This window comes from Providencia sp. PROV202, from assembly GCF_028479565.1.
In the GTDB taxonomy this organism is placed as follows: domain Bacteria; phylum Pseudomonadota; class Gammaproteobacteria; order Enterobacterales; family Enterobacteriaceae; genus Providencia; species Providencia zhijiangensis.
On the sequence record NZ_JAMPNV010000012.1, the window covers coordinates 22,101 to 43,025 of the forward strand.

At 42.7% G+C, this 20,925-nt stretch carries 22 protein-coding genes; 8 read left to right on the plus strand and 14 right to left on the minus strand.

Going from position 1 to position 20,925, the window contains the following annotated elements; translation table 11 throughout:
* Positions 1 to 103 precede the first annotated feature (103 nt).
* The gene (locus tag PR799_RS09155) at positions 104 to 709 is read right to left on the minus strand and encodes a LysE family translocator (RefSeq protein ID WP_108478756.1); all 606 of its coding nucleotides are present in this window, start codon (positions 707 to 709) and stop codon (positions 104 to 106) included.
* A gap of 113 nt (positions 710 to 822) precedes the next feature.
* Here PR799_RS09155 and PR799_RS09160 point away from each other — a divergent pair, with 113 nt between their 5' ends.
* From PR799_RS09160 to PR799_RS09170, 3 genes are read left to right on the plus strand one after another with little or no spacing between them, the layout of a single operon-like run.
* Positions 823 to 1,806: a hydrolase gene (locus PR799_RS09160; protein ID WP_154626514.1), complete on the plus strand. Its 984-nt coding sequence runs from the start codon at positions 823 to 825 to the stop codon at positions 1,804 to 1,806.
* Positions 1,803 to 2,021, plus strand: coding sequence for a YheU family protein (locus PR799_RS09165; RefSeq protein ID WP_108478754.1), 219 nt, complete (start codon positions 1,803 to 1,805; stop codon positions 2,019 to 2,021). Before PR799_RS09160 ends, PR799_RS09165 begins: the two co-directional genes overlap by 4 nt.
* Before the next feature lie 48 nt (positions 2,022 to 2,069).
* Entirely contained in the window at positions 2,070 to 2,936 is an 867-nt protein-coding gene (locus PR799_RS09170; protein WP_154626512.1) for a phosphoribulokinase, read from the plus strand.
* Positions 2,937 to 3,015: 79 nt separating this feature from the next.
* On the opposite strand, the gene PR799_RS09175 is transcribed toward PR799_RS09170, so the two are convergent.
* A complete protein-coding gene (locus PR799_RS09175) occupies positions 3,016 to 3,420 on the minus strand; it encodes an OsmC family protein (RefSeq protein ID WP_154626510.1) in 405 nt (134 codons plus the stop codon).
* Between the two features lie 324 nt (positions 3,421 to 3,744).
* Here PR799_RS09175 and crp point away from each other — a divergent pair, with 324 nt between their 5' ends.
* Both crp and PR799_RS09185 read left to right on the plus strand, forming a co-directional pair.
* Positions 3,745 to 4,377 carry a cAMP-activated global transcriptional regulator CRP gene (gene crp / locus PR799_RS09180; RefSeq protein ID WP_006659550.1) on the plus strand — a complete coding sequence of 211 codons (633 nt, stop codon included), beginning with the start codon at positions 3,745 to 3,747 and terminating at the stop codon, positions 4,375 to 4,377.
* 205 nt (positions 4,378 to 4,582) lie between these two features.
* Positions 4,583 to 6,283: a hypothetical protein gene (locus tag PR799_RS09185; protein WP_272521796.1), complete on the plus strand. Its 1,701-nt coding sequence runs from the start codon at positions 4,583 to 4,585 to the stop codon at positions 6,281 to 6,283.
* A 50-nt stretch (positions 6,284 to 6,333) separates the two neighbouring features.
* Here PR799_RS09185 and PR799_RS09190 read toward each other — a convergent pair whose 3' ends face one another.
* The 3 genes from PR799_RS09190 to ppiA all read right to left on the minus strand — a co-directional run bounded on the left by PR799_RS09190 (position 6,334) and on the right by ppiA (position 9,273).
* Entirely contained in the window at positions 6,334 to 7,548 is a 1,215-nt protein-coding gene (locus PR799_RS09190) for an aspartate aminotransferase family protein (RefSeq protein WP_272521798.1), read from the minus strand.
* Between the two features lie 131 nt (positions 7,549 to 7,679).
* Positions 7,680 to 8,255 (minus strand): aminodeoxychorismate synthase component II, encoded by a 576-nt coding sequence (locus tag PR799_RS09195; RefSeq protein WP_154602318.1) that lies wholly within the window; start codon positions 8,253 to 8,255, stop codon positions 7,680 to 7,682.
* Positions 8,256 to 8,700: 445 nt separating this feature from the next.
* Positions 8,701 to 9,273: a peptidylprolyl isomerase A gene (ppiA, locus tag PR799_RS09200; RefSeq protein ID WP_108478750.1), complete on the minus strand. Its 573-nt coding sequence runs from the start codon at positions 9,271 to 9,273 to the stop codon at positions 8,701 to 8,703.
* A gap of 267 nt (positions 9,274 to 9,540) precedes the next feature.
* On the opposite strand from ppiA, the gene yihA reads away from it, so the two are divergent.
* Complete coding sequence (yihA, locus tag PR799_RS09205; protein ID WP_132496945.1) at positions 9,541 to 10,161, plus strand: ribosome biogenesis GTP-binding protein YihA/YsxC; 621 nt, start codon at positions 9,541 to 9,543, stop codon at positions 10,159 to 10,161.
* Positions 10,162 to 10,274: 113 nt separating this feature from the next.
* On the opposite strand, the gene PR799_RS17665 is transcribed toward yihA, so the two are convergent.
* From PR799_RS17665 to PR799_RS09225, 5 genes are all read right to left on the minus strand, one after another.
* Positions 10,275 to 10,322, minus strand: a complete 48-nt coding sequence (locus PR799_RS17665; RefSeq protein WP_438361642.1) for a hypothetical protein — start codon at positions 10,320 to 10,322, stop codon at positions 10,275 to 10,277.
* A 540-nt stretch (positions 10,323 to 10,862) separates the two neighbouring features.
* Entirely contained in the window at positions 10,863 to 13,667 is a 2,805-nt protein-coding gene (polA, locus tag PR799_RS09210; protein WP_272521799.1) for a DNA polymerase I, read from the minus strand.
* Between the two features lie 329 nt (positions 13,668 to 13,996).
* Positions 13,997 to 14,620 (minus strand): thiol:disulfide interchange protein DsbA, encoded by a 624-nt coding sequence (gene dsbA, locus PR799_RS09215; RefSeq protein WP_036948659.1) that lies wholly within the window; start codon positions 14,618 to 14,620, stop codon positions 13,997 to 13,999.
* A gap of 33 nt (positions 14,621 to 14,653) precedes the next feature.
* Positions 14,654 to 15,655, minus strand: a complete 1,002-nt coding sequence (locus PR799_RS09220) for a serine/threonine protein kinase (RefSeq protein WP_418055364.1) — start codon at positions 15,653 to 15,655, stop codon at positions 14,654 to 14,656.
* Entirely contained in the window at positions 15,656 to 15,925 is a 270-nt protein-coding gene (locus PR799_RS09225) for a YihD family protein (RefSeq protein WP_006659561.1), read from the minus strand. It abuts the gene before it with no gap.
* A gap of 214 nt (positions 15,926 to 16,139) precedes the next feature.
* Between PR799_RS09225 and mobA the strand changes: the two genes are divergently transcribed.
* Entirely contained in the window at positions 16,140 to 16,733 is a 594-nt protein-coding gene (gene mobA, locus PR799_RS09230; RefSeq protein WP_154626502.1) for a molybdenum cofactor guanylyltransferase MobA, read from the plus strand.
* Complete coding sequence (gene mobB, locus PR799_RS09235) at positions 16,730 to 17,248, plus strand: molybdopterin-guanine dinucleotide biosynthesis protein MobB (RefSeq protein WP_154602313.1); 519 nt, start codon at positions 16,730 to 16,732, stop codon at positions 17,246 to 17,248. The genes mobA and mobB overlap by 4 nt, the downstream gene beginning before the upstream one ends.
* 34 nt (positions 17,249 to 17,282) lie before the next feature.
* Here the strand turns inward: mobB and PR799_RS09240 are convergent, their stop codons facing one another.
* From PR799_RS09240 to PR799_RS09255, 4 genes are read right to left on the minus strand one after another with little or no spacing between them, the layout of a single operon-like run.
* Complete coding sequence (locus PR799_RS09240; protein ID WP_272521801.1) at positions 17,283 to 18,296, minus strand: LacI family DNA-binding transcriptional regulator; 1,014 nt, start codon at positions 18,294 to 18,296, stop codon at positions 17,283 to 17,285.
* Positions 18,293 to 19,033 carry a ribonuclease Z gene (locus PR799_RS09245; RefSeq protein ID WP_272521802.1) on the minus strand — a complete coding sequence of 247 codons (741 nt, stop codon included), beginning with the start codon at positions 19,031 to 19,033 and terminating at the stop codon, positions 18,293 to 18,295. The genes PR799_RS09240 and PR799_RS09245 overlap by 4 nt, the downstream gene beginning before the upstream one ends.
* Entirely contained in the window at positions 19,023 to 20,099 is a 1,077-nt protein-coding gene (locus PR799_RS09250; RefSeq protein ID WP_272521803.1) for an ABC transporter ATP-binding protein, read from the minus strand. Before PR799_RS09250 ends, PR799_RS09245 begins: the two co-directional genes overlap by 11 nt.
* A gap of 12 nt (positions 20,100 to 20,111) precedes the next feature.
* On the minus strand, positions 20,112 to 20,924 hold the full coding sequence (locus PR799_RS09255) for a carbohydrate ABC transporter permease (protein WP_154626494.1): 813 nt from the start codon (positions 20,922 to 20,924) through the stop codon (positions 20,112 to 20,114).
* Between the last annotated feature and the right edge of the window lies 1 nt (position 20,925).

Sequence of the window (20,925 nt, forward strand, 5' to 3'; positions counted from 1 at the left end):
TGCCTTTTTTGTTACTTTCATATTGTGTTCGTCGGCTTACATCTTTCAGCGTCATAAGGAGAGCACCGTCTCTGTATCCCTACCCACTTAATTTATTGAGACGTTACTCCAACCAAATTAATGGCACACACGCGGCGGTCAGTATCCCCATCACTAGGTTGAAAATAAACCATGCACGGCGGCTACGTAAGAAAACCCCAATCAAAGAACCGAAGCCCATCCAAATCAAGCCTGCGACAAAATTCACAATCACAAAAGCGATGCTCATTACAATGATGGACTGAGTAAATAACTCGCCTGGAAGACTAAAACTCCCTACCGCCCCTAACCCCATCATCCATGCTTTCGGATTTAAGAACTGCAATAGTCCGCCTTGAAACCAAGTGACGCTTTTAGAGGCTTTGCTGTCTGTTTTGAGTGGCTCGTAGCTGGCGGTAGCGGTTTTCCATGCTAGCCATAATAAATAAACGCTACCAATGATTTTCAGCACAATATGAATTGCAGGATATAATAGTAATAGCGCGGCAACACCGAACGCAGACAAATATAAAATTGACTGCATGCCCAGCATAATTCCTAATAATAATCCGATACTGCGACGAAAACCGTAGTTAGCTGCACAAGAGGTCAACAACATGTTGTTAGGGCCGGGTGTGACTGCTGCAATGAATAAAAACGTAAAAAGCGAAAAAATTAGCCCCAGAGTCATTTATACTATGTTCCTCAACCTAAATTTGTTTCTAAGTTTGTTTACTTGCATCGCAGAAAAATAACAGTATGTTATGTGACTCACAAGCGTTCCACTAAATAAAAAATAAGGCCATGTCAGAAAATTTCCGCCCTATGAGTTGGGCAAAAAACCCTCATCTCCAAACCTTATTGCCAAGGATCTTTCGCCGTACCCCGAAAATTATCCCAACATGGCAGCGATTAGAATTGCCTGACGGTGATTTTATCGATCTTGCTTGGAGTGAAAATCCAGAAAAAGCGAGCAAAAAACCTCGTTTAGTGATTTTTCATGGGTTGGAAGGAAATTTTAAAAGCCCCTATGCCCACGGGATGTTAGAAAGCGCCCAAAAGCAAGGGTGGCTCGGCGTGATCATGCATTTTAGAGGATGCAGCGGTGAACCTAACCGTCAAAAACGTATTTACCATTCTGGTGAAACTAGTGATGCACGTTATTTCTTACATTGGCTAAAACAGACATGGGGGGAAGCACCAACTGCTGCTGTAGGTTATTCCCTTGGCGGTAATATGCTAGCCTGTTATTTAGCTGAAAATGGTGAGAAAGCTGAATTAGATGCCGGCGTTGTTGTCTCAGCTCCATTAATGCTCGAAGCCTGCTCCATGAAAATGGAGAAAGGAATTTCTCAGCTCTATCAACGCTACCTATTAAATGGGTTGAAACGTAACGCCACCCGCAAACTGGTACGCTACCCTGGTTCACTCCCTCTTAATTTGTTGCAGCTTAAACAGTTAAAACGCATTCGTGAATTTGATGATGTGATCACCGCGCGTATTCATGGTTTTGATGATGCTGCGGATTATTATCAAAAATGCAGCGCACTACCTAAGTTATCTCAGATTACTAAGCCAACCCTGATTATTCACGCAAAAGACGACCCGTTTATGGCGCCCGAAGTCGTGCCTGATTTAAGTCATTTACCTGAAAATATTGAATACCAAATGACGGAACATGGTGGACACGTCGGCTTTGTCGGCGGTAGTTTTAGAAAGCCACAAATGTGGTTAGAAACTCGTATTCCTCTGTGGCTAACAGCGTATTTGAATGAGCAAAAATCATGATTATTCCGTGGAAAGATCTCGCTCCTGAAACGCTCGAAAACCTTATCGAGAGTTATGTTTTACGCGAAGGAACCGATTACGGCGTTCACGAAAAAAGCTTGCAGGACAAAGTGAATGATGTGAAACGGCAGTTAGTTTCTGGCGAAATTGTGCTAGTCTGGTCTGAGTTACATGAATCGGTAAATTTCATGCCTAATAACCAGTTTCGCCCGTAGCGCTGTTTCTCAAAAATAGTGGTCATGGCGTAAAACAGGGAGTCCACTATGTCGAAGAAGCATCCGATTATTGCAGTGACGGGTTCGAGTGGCGCAGGAACAACCTCAACGAGCCAAGCTTTTCGTAAAATTTTCCATCAATTAAATATCCGCCCAGCCACCCTTGAGGGCGATAGTTTTCACCGTTATACCCGCCCTGAAATGGATATGGCTATTCGTAAAGCCCGCGAGCAAGGGCGCCATATCAGTTATTTCGGCCCTGAGGCCAACGATTTTTCTCTACTTGAACAGACGCTAATTGACTATGCTAAAACTGGCAGCGGTCAATCTCGAAAATATTTACATACTTACGATGAAGCGGTGCCCTATGGTCTGCAACCCGGTACGTTTACCCCGTGGGAATCGCTACCAGCCAATACCGATGTGCTGTTTTATGAAGGATTACATGGCGGAGTAGTTACCCCAGAGCACGATGTTGCACAACATGTTGATTTACTTGTCGGTGTGGTGCCGATTGTTAACCTTGAATGGATCCAAAAACTCATCCGCGATACCACCGAGCGAGGACATTCCCGTGAAGCGGTGATGGATTCCGTTGTCCGTTCGATGGGTGACTATATTAACTATATTACGCCGCAGTTTTCCCGTACTCATATTAACTTCCAGCGGGTTCCTACCGTTGACACCTCTAACCCTTTCTCTGCCAAAGCAATACCTTCACAGGACGAAAGTTTTATCGTTATTCGCTTTAGAGGATTAGAGCAGATCGATTTCCCTTATTTATTATCCATGTTAAATGGCTCGTTTATTTCAGCGATGAATACCATTGTGGTACCCGGTGGGAAATTAGGACTCGCGATGGAACTTATTATGATGCCATTAGTGGAAAAATTAATGAAACAGCGAAATGGGTAGTTTGAGATTCTCATTAAAGAGATAAATAACAAGATGCTTATCTTAATTGTCGATAAGCATCTTAATAGCAAGAAAACAATTACGGCGTTTTAATTTCGAAGCTATGAGTCACGTTAACTGTTTTTTCTAACATGATAGCAACGGAACAATATTTTTCTGCAGAAAGTTGAACCGCACGCTCCACTACTTTGTCCGTTAGTTCACGTCCCGTCACAATAAAATGTAGGTTGATATCCGTAAAATAACGCGGGGCTTCTTCACGACGCTGTGAAGTTAACTTCACTTCACAATCAACAATATCCTGACGACCTTTTTGTAAAATAGAAACCACATCAATCGCACTGCATCCGCCTGCCGCCATTAGAACCATTTCCATCGGACTTGGTGCTTTATCGCCCGCATTACCATCCATCATAATTTGATGACCTGATGCCGACTCACCTAGAAAAGAGAGCCCTTCAACCCACTTTACGCGTGCTTCCATTTTTTATTCCTCTCGAAAATAGTGATATTTATCGCCATATTGTTCCATATATCTAGACAATGTTATATCAGCATTATTAGGCTGAAGCGATACAGGGAAGACTTTCGGCATTGGATATGATACAAACAATGGTCAGTTGATAGGATTAAGATCAAAACTCAACGATTTAATTGATTATATTATACAATTGATATTAATTTGCGTTGGCCTAGAGCAGCATTAATAATAGGCATCAATGCGACTTAATATGCTAAGCTAGACACTTTAAAGTCAGCCTTTTCCTACTTTTCGAAAGGTTGCAATAACATACAGAGGATAACGCTAATGGTTCTCGGCAAGCCACAAACAGACCCTACTCTTGAATGGTTTTTGTCACACTGCCATATTCATAAGTATCCATCCAAGAGCACTCTGATCCATCAGGGTGAAAAAGCAGAAACCCTTTACTACATTGTTAAAGGCTCAGTGGCTGTTTTAATCAAAGATGAAGAAGGCAAGGAAATGATTCTCTCTTACCTAAATCAGGGAGATTTCATTGGCGAACTTGGGTTATTTGAAGAAGGGCAAGAACGTACTGCGTGGGTTCGCGCGAAAGTTGCTTGCGAAGTCGCGGAAATTTCTTACAAAAAATTCCGTCAGCTGATTCAAGTCAATCCAGATATCCTGATGCGCCTTTCCGCGCAAATGGCGAATCGTTTGCAAACCACATCCGAAAAAGTGGGTAACCTTGCATTCTTAGATGTTACTGGTCGTATTGCTCAAACCTTGTTGAATTTAGCTAAACAGCCTGATGCGATGACTCACCCAGACGGTATGCAAATCAAAATTACTCGTCAGGAAATCGGTCAAATCGTAGGTTGTTCTCGCGAAACTGTCGGTCGTATTTTAAAGATGCTGGAAGATCAAAACTTAATCTCCGCACACGGCAAAACGATTGTTGTTTACGGTACCCGCTGATTTGCCTTTCAGCCTCACCCTTTTGGGTGGGGCTTCGATATTGAAATAGCTTTATACTCCACGTACAAAGCTATTTTTTAATTAGAATCCTTTTGTATCCCCTCATTTATATACCTTCATCGATAAGAATCGTTTCTTTATATTATTCTAGCTAATTATCAAACTAAGATAGTGAGAGTTAATCATTATTTGGAGGTTATTAGTCATGCCATATATTTCCCTGAGTTCTATAAAATCAACACCACTTAACATAAGCAATAAGAAAAGTAGTTCAGAAGAAAACCTTGTTACGAAAAATCAGTTTTCTCTAATAAAGCCCCGTACCGAGGCAACTGTTTTACCCCCTGCTGATGCATTAGCAAAAGCAATGAAAATCGCCAACTCAGTTAAAAGTAGTATGAATACTGAATATTTACTTCCTCATCAATTTATTAAATTTCCAGTTAATCAGGAAAACGCTATTCTAACAGATAAATATACGCTTCCACCTTATGAAAATAATAGAAATCGCTCAGCCCCACTCTCTATTATTAATTTAAATAAAAACAACATTTCGCCAAAAGACATTAAATGGGATAACACACCAATGAAAGCTAATAATTCAAGCAGCCAAACAGTGAATACAAAAAGTAGCCGTTTTTTAGTTGAAAATTTCGGCATTAATAAGTTAAAGCATTTTTTCTATGACTCTATTAACACAGTAAAATCAACAGGGAAAATTCAAGCTTTAGTCATTGCAAACAAAGTAATTCCCAGAGAAAAAGATTTATACGACGTTAAGTTTTATAATAAAAAAGGGACGGTTGAAATACAAAAAAACCACAAAGAAAACGCAGCAATGCTAAACGACGTAAAAAACTCACCAATATCATTTTCAGGGAAGGAAAAAGAGAAATTTAATCAAACTAAAGATCTACAGAGGGAGATTCACACTCTAGAAAAGGAAATACTCGAAATTAACAAATCTAATCCCGAAAATATCGGCAACTTAGAAAGTGAATTTAATTATACAAAATCTGCCCAAAGCTTAATTGATGAATGCATTCTATCAAAAAAAAATCAAAGAGATAACAAATTTAACGCCACTATTGAAACAATGAACGGAGTTGTTGATAAATTAAAAAATAAACTTAACCACCTTAAAAAAAATCAAAATTCAATCATAAATGTCACCGTTGAAAACAACATTTACAAGAGTAATGATAGCTTAAACTCCGATTCATCGGGTTATAAATCAGATATAAGCCGATCATCAAATGAAACCCAGCAATCATTTACACTTCAAAGAAAGCCGCGAGTTAAATTACTTTCACGAAGAGAAGAAATGGGACCCAATGAACAGTCAGGTATTGAGAGTAAAAAAAATAACGCTCCACAAAGGAATATATCCTTAGCCATTCCCCAAGTAAGTAGTCAATATTCATCATTAAATAAAAATTTAAATCAAAAGAAACAAGATATTGACAATCTTCTCAATTCATTTAATTCAGATGAAAAACCAAGTTTGACAAAAGGAAATGTTAAATCAAACAAAGATAACTTAGGTTCTTCAACCTTACATACTGATACTCGCATAGTGGCAGCGAGAAAAAGCACAGCAAAAACTAAAGTGATGAATAGGAATACAGTGGGATTAGAACAAACACAAGCAGAGAAAATGGCTCGATTAACAAAAGGGTACAGTACAACGGGTTATATTCACCCATCCCGTCGAGCTCAGCCAACTAACGCAGAAAAAGAACAAAAAATAAAACAGTTTGATGAACAAATTTCTAAATTGTTAGCAATGAAGGAAGAAGCTCAAGCGATGCTTGATGTAACCACAAAAGAGGAAAAGACGGTCAATCAGCTTATGCTTGAAACAAAAAATGACGTTGCAACACTAAAATATAAGTTAAAAGCCTAATACCCCATAGTGACAGAGGCAAATTTGCCTCTGTCACTATAAAAAGACAATTAAGCCAGCAGTTTGCTAATTGCAGTTTCCAATTTCGCCATCCCGCTATTAATTTCATCTTCAGAAATAATCAGCGATGGAGTAAAGCGCAATACATTCGTGCCCGCATTAAGCATCATCAGCCCTTCTGCAGCACAAGCTTGTAGAATATCTTTTGAGCGATTCAGCAATTTGCCATTCAGTTCTGCGCCAATTAATAAGCCCATTCCGCGAATTTCAGCAAAAATTCCATATTGGTCATTAAGCTTGTTTAAATGGGCAACAAATAACTCACGACGCTTAGCAACACCATCGAGTACTTCATCGGTATTGATGATATCGAAAGCGGCATTACCGACCGCACACGCTAGCGGATTACCGCCATAAGTGGTTCCGTGAGATCCTACCTCCATTGTTTTCGCAATTTCCGCGGTTGTGATCATCGCACTGATAGGGAAACCGCCTCCGAGCGCTTTTGCAGTGGTTAATATATCGGGAGTGACATCGTAGTGCATATAAGAGAATAATTTCCCCGTACGCCCCATTCCACTTTGCACTTCATCAAAAATAAGTAATGCATTATTTTCATCGCAAAGTTTACGAACTCCTTGCAGAAATTCTGATGTTGCTGGGGTTACCCCGCCTTCCCCTTGAACCGGCTCCAATACCACTGCGCAAGTATTTTCATCAATCACGGCTTTAACGGCATCAAGGTCATTAAAAGGCACGTGAATAATATCAGCTGGCTTTGGACCAAAACCATCTGCATATTTCGCTTGTCCGCCAACTGAGACAGTAAATAATGTTCTGCCGTGGAACGCTTGCTTGAATGCAATGATCTTTGTTTTATATGGGCTATATTTAGTAATGGCATAACGACGCGCTAATTTAAATGCGGCTTCATTCGCTTCAGAACCAGAGTTCACAAAAAATGCGCGATCAGCAAACGTTGCTTTCGTTAATTTTTGGGCTAGTTTTAACGCCTGTTCATTGGTAAAAACATTGCTCACATGCCAAAGTTTTTCGCTTTGCTCACGTACAGCCGCAACGAGGCTTGGATGGCAATGACCTAGCGCTAAAACCGCGATCCCGCCTGCGAAATCAATGTATTCTTTACCTTGCTGATCCCAAACGCGGCTTCCTTCGCCTTTAACTGGAATAAATTCAGCTGGCGAAAAAATAGGTAACATGACCTGATCAAAAGTCTGCCGATTGACTGCGTGTTGTTCTGACATACCCCTCACCTGCTCTTTATCGAATGCTTAAGTGAAAATATAAGCATCAAATATGAATAAAAAATCAATAAAGAGCAATAGGGAAGGGTAAAATATGCATAATTAATTTTGCTATTCGCGAAAATCAACCACTAATACTTGAGAAAATTACTCAACAGCTCATGACCTTGTTCGCTGAGAATACTTTCAGGATGGAATTGAACCCCTTCAATAGGCAGGGTTTTATGGCGGATCCCCATAATTTCATCGATATCCCCGTTATTCAGTGACCACGCGGAGACATCAAAAGAGGCGGGTAGCGTTTCTGCTGCAATCACTAAAGAGTGATAGCGAGTCACAGTTAAAGGCCGATTCAGTCCTTTAAATACCCCTTGATGATTATGGTGGATAGATGACGTTTTGCCGTGCATCACTTCTCGTGCTTTCACAACAGACGCGCCAAATGCTTGCCCAATAGCTTGATGCCCTAGGCAAATACCCAAAATAGGTAATTTTCCGGCGAAATATTTTATCGCTTCCAACGAAATTCCCGCCTCATCAGGCGTGCAAGGACCCGGTGAAATGACCAAATGGGTTGGAGCCAGTTGTTCAATTTCTTCAATGGTAATTTCGTCATTACGTTTCACCAGCACTTCCGCCCCTAGTTCGCAGAAATATTGGTATAAGTTGTATGTAAATGAATCGTAATTATCAATAAGTAAAAGCATAGTAGCCTATCCGACTGATTTTTATCATTATAAGTTTTTTTTTATGCATAATTCGTGGTGGTTAGCAATTAGAACGCGTCCCAAAAACCATAAATTATCACAAAGGGCGGCTATCATAGCACAGCCAAGACAGGAAAATAGCTTATTTACGTCAAGCAACCCACTTTCAGTACAAAATTTCCATATAAAAATCATGGCATTATGTTCACAAAAATATAACAACATTCAAAATTTGATAATAAATGCTTTAAATACAATGGAATAAAATAGAAGCAATCAGACTAATAAAAAAACAATTAAACGCATGAGTGATGATGAAATAGAAGTGAATTGGGATGACTTATAATGGAAAGAATTTAAGAAAAAATGCAAAGAAAGGCTTTATGATAAGAGGATGATTAACAAGAACCACCCTCTCTATTAGACGATATTACAGCAAACAGTATTAAGGCTTTTTAATCACTTCCGCGGAAATAATCGTAATAGGTTCAACAGGAACATTTTGATATGGACCTACGTTCTCTGTTTTCACTTTAGAAATTTTGTCTGCAACATCCATTCCTTTAACAACTTTACCAAATACCGCATAGCCGAAATCACGTTGCCCGTGATCTAAAAATGCGTTATCAGCAACATTAATAAAGAATTGGCTGGTTGCACTGTCTTTATTTGCGCTACGAGCCATTGAAATAGTGCCACGTAAATTACGTAAACCATTATCAGCTTCGTTAGCGATTGGTGCACGGGTTTGTTTTTGCTGCAATTCTTTATTAAAACCGCCGCCTTGGATCATAAATCCAGGAATAACACGATGGAAGGTTGTTCCGTTGTAATAGCCTTCATTAACATATTGCAGGAAGTTTTCAGTACTAACAGGGGCTTTTTTACTATTGAGTTCTAATTCAATATTACCTGCAGAGGTGACTAATTTAACGTAAGTTTCACCCGCGGCTAATGCAAGAGAAGTGGTGCTCATTGCACAGATTGCCAATAATGGCACAAAAATTCGTTTCAACATTCAAGATCCCTTTTGTTAATACCCAAAAACATATTAATGCCCAATTCTAGAGCGAAGCGGGGGTAATTGCTAAAGATTTACCTATATTTACGCCAAATAGTTAAATTTCGCTGAATTAAATTAATTGTAGAGCAATTTAATGAAAAAGCCTTCGCATAATGTCATTCTCAAATAGATATCACACCAAATATCCCCCTTTTGTTGTTTGTATGCTATTCAGTCGCTATAATCCCCCAGCCTTTTGAGGCTACTCAGGGAGAACCACCAATGGCAATTAAAAACCACAACTACCACATGACAAAATTTGTCATCAGTGCCCCCGATATCCGTCATCTACCAAAAGATACGGGTATTGAGGTGGCATTTGCTGGCCGATCTAACGCGGGCAAATCCAGTGCATTAAATGCATTAACACAGCAAAAAAGCTTAGCGCGAACCAGTAAAACACCGGGAAGAACTCAGCTTATCAACCTATTTGAAGTTGAAGAGGGCATTCGCCTAGTTGACCTTCCGGGCTACGGTTATGCCGAAGTACCTGAAGAGATGAAGCGCAAATGGCAGCAAGCGCTCGGTGAATATTTGCAGAAAAGAGAATGTATCAAAGGGTTAGTGATTTTGATGGATATCCGCCATCCATTAAAAGACCTCGATATGCAGATGATCGAATGGTCCGTCGCCATGAGCATTCCTGTTCTTGTTCTACTGACTAAAGCGGATAAGCTCGCGTCAGGTGCAAGAAAGAAACAGTTAATGGAAGTTCGCCAAGCATTAGCACCGTTATCAGCGGAAGGCGATATTGAAGTGGAATATTTCTCTGCCCTGAAAAAAATGGGTATCGATAAATTACGTATCAAACTCGACAGTTGGTATAGTAACGCCGCAGAATAATCTTTTCATTCCTTGTACGCCAATCGCGGCGTACAACGGTCTATGCCGTTAGCGCATCAGAATTTATGCAAAAAAAATGCTCCAGTCAAAAACTTGACTGGAGCAGCTAATATTCAGCTAAATCCGATTACGTGAAGTAAAAGGTCTGAAAGATAGAACATCTTACCTCTGTACCCTACGCCTGATAATGTACTTTATTTTCCGCTCGAAAAAAAGGCTTTTTGTAGTTTTTTTTCAAAGCTTACTACGATTCAGCCCTTTAAATTGCCTAATAATTCGTTAAAAACGTATTTTTACTACATATTTATGAGATCTAAGTCGCATAATAACAACCTTCTCCATCCCAACGATATATTTAAAATTCAGTGTTTTACCCATGAATTATGTGAAATTTAAAGGGAATAAAACGCCTCCAATTTACTGCGTAAATACCACTATAAAAATATTCCAAACATAAAAAAACACCCCAAACATTGTCGCCAACCTTTGGGGTGTCTTACATTATCTTTTGCTTAGCTCTTGCTCTTGCTCTTGCTCTTGCTTTTAGTTTTTACATCTAAGATCGTTGTGCCAACCAATACTCTAAATAGTTCATGTTGTGGTAAGGCGGTGAACGAAGACAGCTTGGGGAGCATACACAAGTATGTGACCCAAGTGGCTGAGTGAAACCAACGCCGCCACAGCGTGAAATATGACGAGTATTAATGGGCTTCGTCCCAGTTAGAACCCACACCGACTTCCACTTTTAGAGGAACATCCAGCACCATACTCTGCTCCATCAGCGCCTGAACCTTCGCTTTCACCTTCTCTAACTCGGACTCTTTGACTTCAAACACCAGTTCATCGTGCACCTGCATGAGCATATCCGCATCTGGTTTTTCAGTTTCGAGCCAGTTATCTACCGCTATCATCGCTTTTTTGATGATGTCGGCAGCAGTACCTTGCATTGGGGCGTTGATCGCTTCGCGTTCTGCCGCTTTACGGCGCATACCATTACTGGATTTAATATCTGCAAGATACAATCTACGGCCTTCTAGTGTCTCAACATAACCTTGTTCAGACGCTTGCAGACGCGTATTTTCCATATAACGCAACACACCTGGATAACGCTCAAAGTAGAGATCCATATAACGCTGCGCTTCTCCACGTGGGATCCCTAACTGGCGAGCCAAACCAAATGCACTCATGCCATAAATCAAACCAAAGTTAATCGCTTTTGCACTACGGCGTTGGTCGCTGGTAACTTCCTCTAATGGAACCCCAAACACTTCGGCTGCGGTGGCTCTATGGATATCTTTACCTTCCGCAAACGCCGTCAATAAGCCTTTGTCTTGGGAAAGGTGTGCCATAATACGCAATTCAATTTGCGAATAGTCCGCCGCCATCACTTTGTAGCCATCACGCGCCACGAACGCTTGGCGGATACGGCGACCTTCTTCGGTACGCACAGGAATATTTTGCAAGTTCGGGTCACGGGAAGACAAACGCCCCGTCGCCGTTACTGCTTGGTGATAAGAGGTATGCACACGATGAGTTTTTGGATTAATCATCAGCGGCAGCTTATCCGTATAAGTAGATTTTAGCTTCGCTAAGCTACGATGCTCTAACAGTAACTTTGGTAATGCATGGTTTAATGCCAGCTCTTCCAATACTTCTTCGTTGGTTGAAGCGGCGCCACTTGGCGTTTTCTTGATAACTGGCAATTGCAGTTTTTCGAATAAAATCGTCTGCAACTGTTTCGGAGATGCCAAATTGAACTCTTCACCCGCTAACTCAAACGCCTGTTTTTCCAGCTCAGCTAAACGCGCGGTGATCACCTGAGACTGCGCTCCTAATGCCGCCGCGTCAATCAGTACACCTTTGCGCTCCATACGCACCAACACTGGCACCAACGGCATTTCGATATTTTGGAAAACGTGGGCTAATTTTGGCTCGGCTTCCAGTTGCGGATACAGCGCTTGATGCAGTAGCAATGTCACATCCGCATCTTCCGCCGCATAATTTGCCGCTTGTTCCAATGGAATTTGGTTAAAGGTTAACTGCTTTTTGCCTTTACCCGCTATCTCTTCAAAACTCACGGTCTTATGGTTGAGATGGCGATCTGCCAGGCTGTCCATATCATGACGTCCCATGCCTGCCACACTGTTCAACACATAAGATTCCAACATAGTGTCAAACTTGATGCCTTTTAGCGAAATATCGTAATTTAATAACACTTCCGCATCGTATTTTAGGTTCTGACCGATTTTGCCGATTTTCTCATTTTCTAAGATAGGCTTCATCACTGCCAAAACGTCTTTTAAAGGCAACTGATCTGGTGCATCAAGATAGTCATGTCCCACGGGTAAATACGCAGCATGACCCGCTTCGATGGCAAAAGACATCCCGACTAATCGAGCTTCTTGGGTATCCAAGCTGTCGGTTTCTGTATCAAAGGCAAACAGTGTTGCTTCACTGAGCTTTTTCACCCAGTTATCTAACTGTTCTTTATCGAGAATTGTTTGGTAATTTTCAGCACATAACGTTGGAACTGCTGGCTTAGATTTTGTCCCAGACAGGCTTTCTGGTGCACGGTAACTTTCTGCGGCTTTAGTCGGTTTTGCCCCTTTGCCGTCCATCCAGCTACCATTTTCAACATCGGCCAACCAGCGTTTAAATTCATAACGGCTAAACAACGAATGAAGTTTATCCGCGTCCAGTTCCGTCACTTTGAGTTCTTCACACGGTTTTTCTAGCTCAACATCCGTTTTAATCGTCGCCAATTGGTAAGATAACAGTGCAAGTTCACGGTTCTCTTCCATTTTTGGTGCGAGGGTCTTAGAACCACGGAAACCGAGTGGAGCAATCGCATCTAAGTTTTTATAGATGTCATCTAAGCTACCAATACCTTGCAATAACGCTAATGCGGTTTTTTCACCGACACCCGGTACGCCCGGAATGTTATCGGATGAGTCACCCATTAAGGCTAAAAAGTCGATAATTAAGCTTGGTGGAACCCCATACTTCGCTTCCACTTCTTCAGGGCCTAAGATGGTATTGGTCATCGTGTTGATCAGGGTGATATTCGGCTCCACCAACTGCGCCATATCTTTATCGCCCGTACTGATCAGCACTGGCATCCCTTTGCTGCTCGCTTCACGCGCCAATGTACCGATGACGTCATCCGCCTCCACACCAGGCACCACTAGCAGCGGCAGCCCCATCGCTTCCACCATTTCATGCAATGGTGCGATTTGAGCGCGCAGATCGTCCGGCATTGGCGGGCGATGGGATTTGTAGCTTTCAAACAGTTCATCACGGAACGTTTTTCCCTTGGCATCAAAGACAACCGCCACATGACTCGGGGTATATTGCATGATCAGGCTACGCAGCATATTCAACACGCCATACATCGCTCCGGTCGGTTCACCAGCGCTGTTGGTCAATGGAGGGAATGCATGATAAGCACGGTACAGGTAGGAAGAACCATCTACCAAAATAAGGGGATTTTCAGCAATCTGAGCCATAATCTGTCATCATCTTTTTTATCGGGAATGAATGGGGGATAGGATGCCACATTGTGGCTTCAGATACACCTTGAGATTCAATGTCCCGCCAAGTTATCCCATTTTTTACACGATAACTTCCTGTGGATAACTTTGTGAGTAAAATTTAGTTATCTAAAGGATTCAATGAGTAAGAGAATTGCAAGAAGAAAACAATAAAATAAAATCAATAAGTTAGCTAATGAGGCTTTGATTTATCGCAAATCAGGGGGAATGGTCGAATTGTGGATATTGATAACGGACAATCAGCAAATAAAAAGATAGCGGCAAATTGCCGCTATCTTCACGGATTATTTTTTACTGACTAAGAAGTTCACAACTTTTGAGTATTCTTTAGCATAATCCTCTGCGTTATCGACAGAAATTCCGTTATTACGGATTTGATATTTACCATCGACGAATAACGCTGGCACGCCACGCAGTTTTAAATCTTGTGCTGCATTTTGTTGCTTCGCGACGAGTGATTTCACGACAAAGCTATTCAGCGCTGCATCGTATTCTTCACCTGTTACGCCTGCTTTAATAAACGCATTACGGATATCTGCAGGGGTATTGATAGTTTGCGTTTTCTGAATGCCTTCAAACAGAATTGGCGTCACTTTATCTTCAACCTTCAGCACCATCGCCACAGCCCACGCTTGAGTCATTTGGGCCCCTAGAGGACCTAAGAAATCAACGTGATAACGCGCTTTAGTGACGCCTTCTGGCAGGTTTTTCTCAACCGTTTGTGGCACTTTGTAGATGCTTTCAAACTGATAACAGTGTGGACAGTAGAATGAGAAAAACTCCAGCACTTGCGGTAAGTCTTGCACCGGAGGCTTAACATCCGTGTACTCTTTACCTTCTGAATAATTTGCTGCCGCAGCACCAAAAGACATGGCGATACCAATCAAAGCCAACATGATTTTTTTCATAGAAAACTTTCTCCAAAAACACAGTCTTAAATATTAAAATTGCGGGTTCAATTGCAAAGGAGCATCTAACAACCGCTCAGTTTGCTGTGCAAACTCGATAGATTGCTTTTGCCAAAAATCAGCAGATTGGATCCAAGAAAATGCTTTCGGGAAAGCGGGATCTTGCCAGCGACGAAGGATCCATCCTAAATAATGCACCATTCGCATCGCACGTAGCGGTTCAATCAGCTTTAACTCACGTACATCAAAATCACAAAACTCGTTATACGCTTCTAATAACGTATCCAGTTGGATAATTTGCTCTTGGCGCGAACCATTAAGCAACATCCATAAATCTTGCACTGCAGGGCCATTGCGTGCATCGTCAAAATCCACCAGCCACGCTTCATCACGCCACAAAATATTGCCGGGATGGCAATCCCCTTGTAGGCGAATAAAAGATTGCTGAGCAGGCCACAGGGCTTTAACTTGGGCAATCAACTTATCGAGTGAATCTATCAATGGTGCTTTATCACGCTCAGTAATTAATGAACTGGCGGCGATAATATTTCTCGGTTGGTCGAGATACTCTTCCACACCAAGAGTCGGACGAAATGCAAAGTTTCTCTGTTTACCGATTTGATGCACTCGCCCTAATAAATGGCCGACACCCTCAAGCTGGAATAAATTGTCCGTTTCATATTGGCGCCCTCCGATACTCGGAAAGAGTGCAAACATAAACCCACCAAACTCTAATACTGTTTGTCCGGCAAATTCTAACGGCGCAGCCACCGATAAGCCTTCATCTTGCAGCTCAAGGGTAAAATCATGCTCCTCTTGAATTTGAGAACGGTTCCAGCGTTCAGGACGATAAAATTTCACCACATAGCGCTGGCGATTTTCATCCTGAAATTGGAAAACGCGATTTTCATAGCTGTTAAGCTCTGTCAGCCCTGATTCTGGGTAAATCCCCGCTTCCATCAGCGCATCAAGGATCAAATCAGGGGAGATCCCACTAAAGTGGAAGCTCGATTGTTCTGTTAAATCCATGTTCATTTAATCTTTTATGATGCCACGAGCACGTAGAATGGCCGTTTTAAAATCATCTTCGTAATCTTTTTGAATACCGGGGATCACCGCATTGCTGTCGGTGCCACGCATTTTTAGATGATAAATTAATACGTCGTCTGTCAGTTCAGATAAACTGCCTTTAAAACCTGCTTCATCTGCCAGTTTTTGCAGTAATTGCACTAAATTTAAATCTGAATTGTCCTTCCATACTGGATGCAGAAGTTCGATGACTTCATTTAAACGATGGCATTTCATGTTTATTCCTTATCACGAATATTCGATACAAGTTACCAATAATCCTACAAGAGAAAAAGGGAACAGTTGTCAATCTAAGTAAAGTTTAACCGTTTCTTGTATTAATATTCATTGATTTTATAGGAAAATAGAATAGATTTTAGCTGTTACTATACTCAAAAAACTACTTAAGTTCGTTAAAACATTTTCGCTAAGATTTTCAGAGATATTGAACATGTCATTTCGTCAGTCGATTACAGGCGTGATCCTCGCAGGGGGCAAAGGCACCCGCATGGGTGGCCAAGATAAGGGTTTAATTCCTTTATTGGGTAAGCCGCTATACCGCTATATTATTGAACGTTTGCAGCCGCAAGTCGGTCAATTGATGATCAATGCTAATCGCCACCATGCAGAATATGCACAAAGCCAGCTGCCCGTTTTCACGGATTTAACCGCAGATTTTTCGGGCCCCTTAGCAGGGATGCAAGCTGCACTTCATCAAGTCACCACCGATTGGCTGCTATTTGTCCCTTGTGATGTTCCCGAATTCCCAACTGATTTAGCCGAAAAAATGTTTCGCGAAAAAGGCAAGCACCTTGCCTGCTACGCCTGTGATAACGAACGAGAACACCCGACATTTACCCTACTCCATCGGTCTCTCCAGAAACCGTTGGATGATTACCTCGCAAGAGGAGATCGCAAATTGATGCTATTTATGCGTGAGATCGATGCAAAAGGCGTCATATTTACCTCTGAAACTGGCACATTTGCTAACTTAAATACGCCGGAAGATAGCCGTAACTGGGAGTTACAACAAAAAAAATCATGAACCAGAACACGTTACCTCTACTCGGGATCACCGCCTACAGTGGCACCGGGAAAACAACTTTGCTCAAGAAAGTTATCCCTTTACTGAGACAGCGTCATGTTCGTGTGGGCTTAATCAAGCACACGCATCACGATATGGAAATTGATACGCCGGGCAAAGACAGTTATGAATTACGCAAAGCAGGTGCAGACCAAACGTTAGTGGCAAGCAATCAGCGCTGGGCATTAATGACCGAAACCCCTGAATGCAATGAAATGGATCTGAGCTATCTCGCTAGCCGCTTTGATCCTGCTTCGCTAGATCTGATCTTAGTGGAAGGATTCAAGAGTGAGCCCATCGATAAAATCGCACTATTTCGCTCCGATGTAGGTAAACCGCTAAACGGCTTAATCGACGAGTACGTTGTGGCGGTTGCCAGCGACGAAATTATCGATACTGACGTCCCGCAATTGGATATCAATAATCCTGAACAGGTGGCGGACTATATTGTTTCCTGGTGGCAAAAAAGCCAGTAAATTGCCTCTCTAAATGCCTCATTCGAGGCATTTTTTATGCGCTTTTGCGCACAATCAGCTCAGGTTCAAGCTTGATAAGATTCGGTTGATTCTCTGACTGCGCCCAAATGCCTTCGAGCAAGGTAATCACTTGCTGGGCAATACGATTCACAGGCTGCGCCAATGTGGTGAGCTGATACCCTTGCCACCCCGCCATCGGAATATCATCACACCCCACGATTCTGAGTTGTGCAGGAACCGCGATATTCAACTCTTGCCGGCAACAATCCATTACCCCCAGCGCCAAAGAATCTGCGGCACAAAATAAGCCATCCAGCGATTGAAGTTGCTGCTGATGCTGCAACGCCGCCTCAAAGCCTGCTTGATAACGATAACTCCCCGCGGATAGACATACGGGTTCAGGATAGCCCACAGCCATTAAATAGCGTTTAAAACCTTGATAGCGCTCATTTGATGCCTGCCCATCTCCACGCCCTGCCAGAAATCCCAACTGAGTTAAGCCTAAACTTAATAGATATTTTGCCGCCATTTCTCCAGCTAATTGGTTATCTGTTTGTACTGAAGGGATCAATCCCGCATCATCACTGCGCCCCAGTGTAATTAGCGGTAAAGAGAGCTTTAAACATTGATGAAAATGCTCCGCTGGCAGTGACCCCACCACAGCGACCACTCCATCAATTTGGTATCCCGATAATTGCAAAATCGCCGCATCAAGGTCGTCCGCCTGTTTCACATTCAATAGCATTGGCTGTTTCCTGTGCCCTTGTAATGCGCTGGATAAGGCTTCAAACAAATAGGATTCATACGGGTTCGATAAATCACTGACAAGGATCGCCACGATATTGGAACGTTTTTTCTGATTAGGCGTGCTCAGTGTACGAGCAAAAAAATTAGGTTGATAACCCAGTTGCTTCGCCGCATCTAAAATCTTTTGCTGCTTTTTCGGGTGGATACTCGCGCCCTCCGTAAATGCCCGGGATACCGACGAACGGGAAACGCCTGCCACCTCAGCCACATCTGATGCCGTCACTTTTCGATTTTGCATCATGATAAGCATTCCCCCTGCTGAGCCAACTGAAGAAACGGATATTCGACAATATGTTCACTCAAACTATCTCGGGAGCGCTGCTCAATATGATAAAGCCGCCATTGGCTATTCGATTTTGGAGATAACTTTTGTAATCGCTGCTGTAGTGACGCCCAAGAGCCATGACTCGGATGAATATCGAGGGTTTCACATTCCAAAAATACCCAATCACTTTGTAGTGCCAGTTGTTCCCCTTGGGGCGAAATCTCACCATCCCCTGAGTAAAACAGACTGCGCCCCGAATTCGCAGTCAGGTGCAAACTACGGTTACTGACCGAATGTTGAGTTAACGCCGTTATCACTTTCCAATCACCAATAAATTGAATCTCTTCACTATTTTGTTGGATGATTTCAAAACCTAATTGCGCTTTAGGCCAATGGGCAAAGGCAAGAAGCGGCGCTAATAGCCCCCATTGTTCCCGCTGAGCAATAATCGTCAGTGGGCGCTTTCGCCGGTATGAATCCATCCAGTTAAGCAAGGAGGTTAGCCCCAAACAGTGGTCAGGGTGGGTATGGGTCAAGTAGATAGCATCTAACTCTTCCACATGCATTTTTCCAAACAGCGCTTGAGGCACCGTTGGACCACAATCCACCAGCAATTGATAATCTGACTCTTCCACCAGAATGCTGGCATTGATGCGCTCACTATCATAAGCATCCCCCGTTCCCACTACCGTAATTTGAAAGTTAGGCTGCATAGTTTTTCCTTGTTTTAGCCATTTCAATCCGTTGTTCTTGCTCATCAAAAAAGTGCAACGTCGAACGCGCTAAGCTTATGGGTAACTTATCTCCCAAACCATAAACTTGGTCACTTTCCACCACAAAATGCTGCCCTTGCAGAGAACCAGAGCCTTGTAGAGAACCAGAGCCTTGTAGAGAACCATAGTAGAGTCGTGAATGCCCGAGAGGCTCCACCACCGTGATTGGCATAAAGGCATCTGGATTTTGGCTATCCACCACCACTTGATTAGGGCGAACGCCCACACACTCTGCCCCAGCAGGGAGCGAAATATTGATTGAATCGAACATTTTCGGTGCGAGAAAATTCATCACCGGTGACCCAATAAACGACGCTACAAATTTATTGGCAGGCTTCTGGTACAGTGTTTCAGGTGTGCCGACTTGCTCAATACGTCCTTGATTTAAGACTACAATACGGTCAGCCAAAGTCATCGCTTCAACTTGGTCGTGAGTCACATAAATCATGGTGGCTTTCAAGTTTTGGTGAAGTTGCTTCAAGTAAATGCGCATCTCCCCACGTAATTTGGCATCAAGGTTAGACAGTGGCTCATCAAACAAAAATAACTCAGGGTCACGCACAATCGCACGTCCAATCGCCACCCGTTGACGCTGCCCACCAGATAGCGCAGATGGGAGTCGGTCAAGTAAAGGGGTGAGTTGTAAACTCTCAGCGGTTTCCCGTACTTTTTGGGTAATTTCTCGTGCACTCATCCCCGCCATCTTCAGCGGGAATCCCATATTTTTCTCTACGCTCATATGGGGATACAGGGCGTAGGATTGGAACACCATTGCCACTTGTCGCAGTGAGGGATGTACATCATTTAGAGGTTGACCATTGAGTTTCAGCTCCCCCTCGGTGATGGATTCAAGCCCTGCAATCATGCGTAGCAACGTGGATTTCCCGCAGCCAGAAGGCCCGACAAACACCACAAATTCGCCATTGTCGATGGCTAAATCCACTTGCGGGATCACGCAGTGCCCTGCGTAGCTTTTACCAATGTTAATCAGTTCGAGTTTTTTCATGATAAGTGCCTACTATTTCAATCCCATCGAGAAGCCACGTAATAAATAGCGCTGCATATAGCCCGCCAGTGCCAGCATCGGCAATGAAGAAACAATCCCTATCGCCATCATTTCTCCCCACGCGGTACCGTCTTCAGTCATAAAGTTAGAGATAAATAATGGGATGGTGAATTTGTCGGGCGTATGAATAAATAACAGCGAGAATAAAAACTCATTCCAGCCGAGGATCATGGAAAAAATCGCCGTCGCAACTAACCCCGGCGCACAAAGCGGAAAGACAATATAGGCTAAACGCCGCAGTAAGTTCGCCCCATCCATCGCTCCCGCCTCTTCAATTTCTAATGGAATATCGCGAATAAAGCCAAGCAGCATCCAGATACAAAACGGCAAGGTATACACCTGATAAGACAAAATCAGCCCAATGCGCGTATTCAGTAATCCGACATGGTTCATCAAGGAATAGAGCGGGATGGCAATCACAATCGGCGGCATCATTTTGATAATCAATACACCGAGCAAAAACACGTTATCGAGCTTAGCGGGGAAGCGATAACGCACTAAGGCGTAAGCACAAAAGAACGCTAGCACCACCGAAACCGCCGTTGCCCCCACCGAGACTAAAACCGTATTGCCCACTAAACGCAGTAAATCCCCTTCAAATAGCTTTTCAAACGACGATAAGCTCGGTTGACTTGGCAGTAATTGCGCCCCCGATTGCATAATTTCAGACGGGGATTTAAACGCGGTACCGAACATCCAAATAATCGGCAGCGTCATGAAAAACACCGCCAACCAAACTAACAATGTGTGTATTTTGGCTTTCATG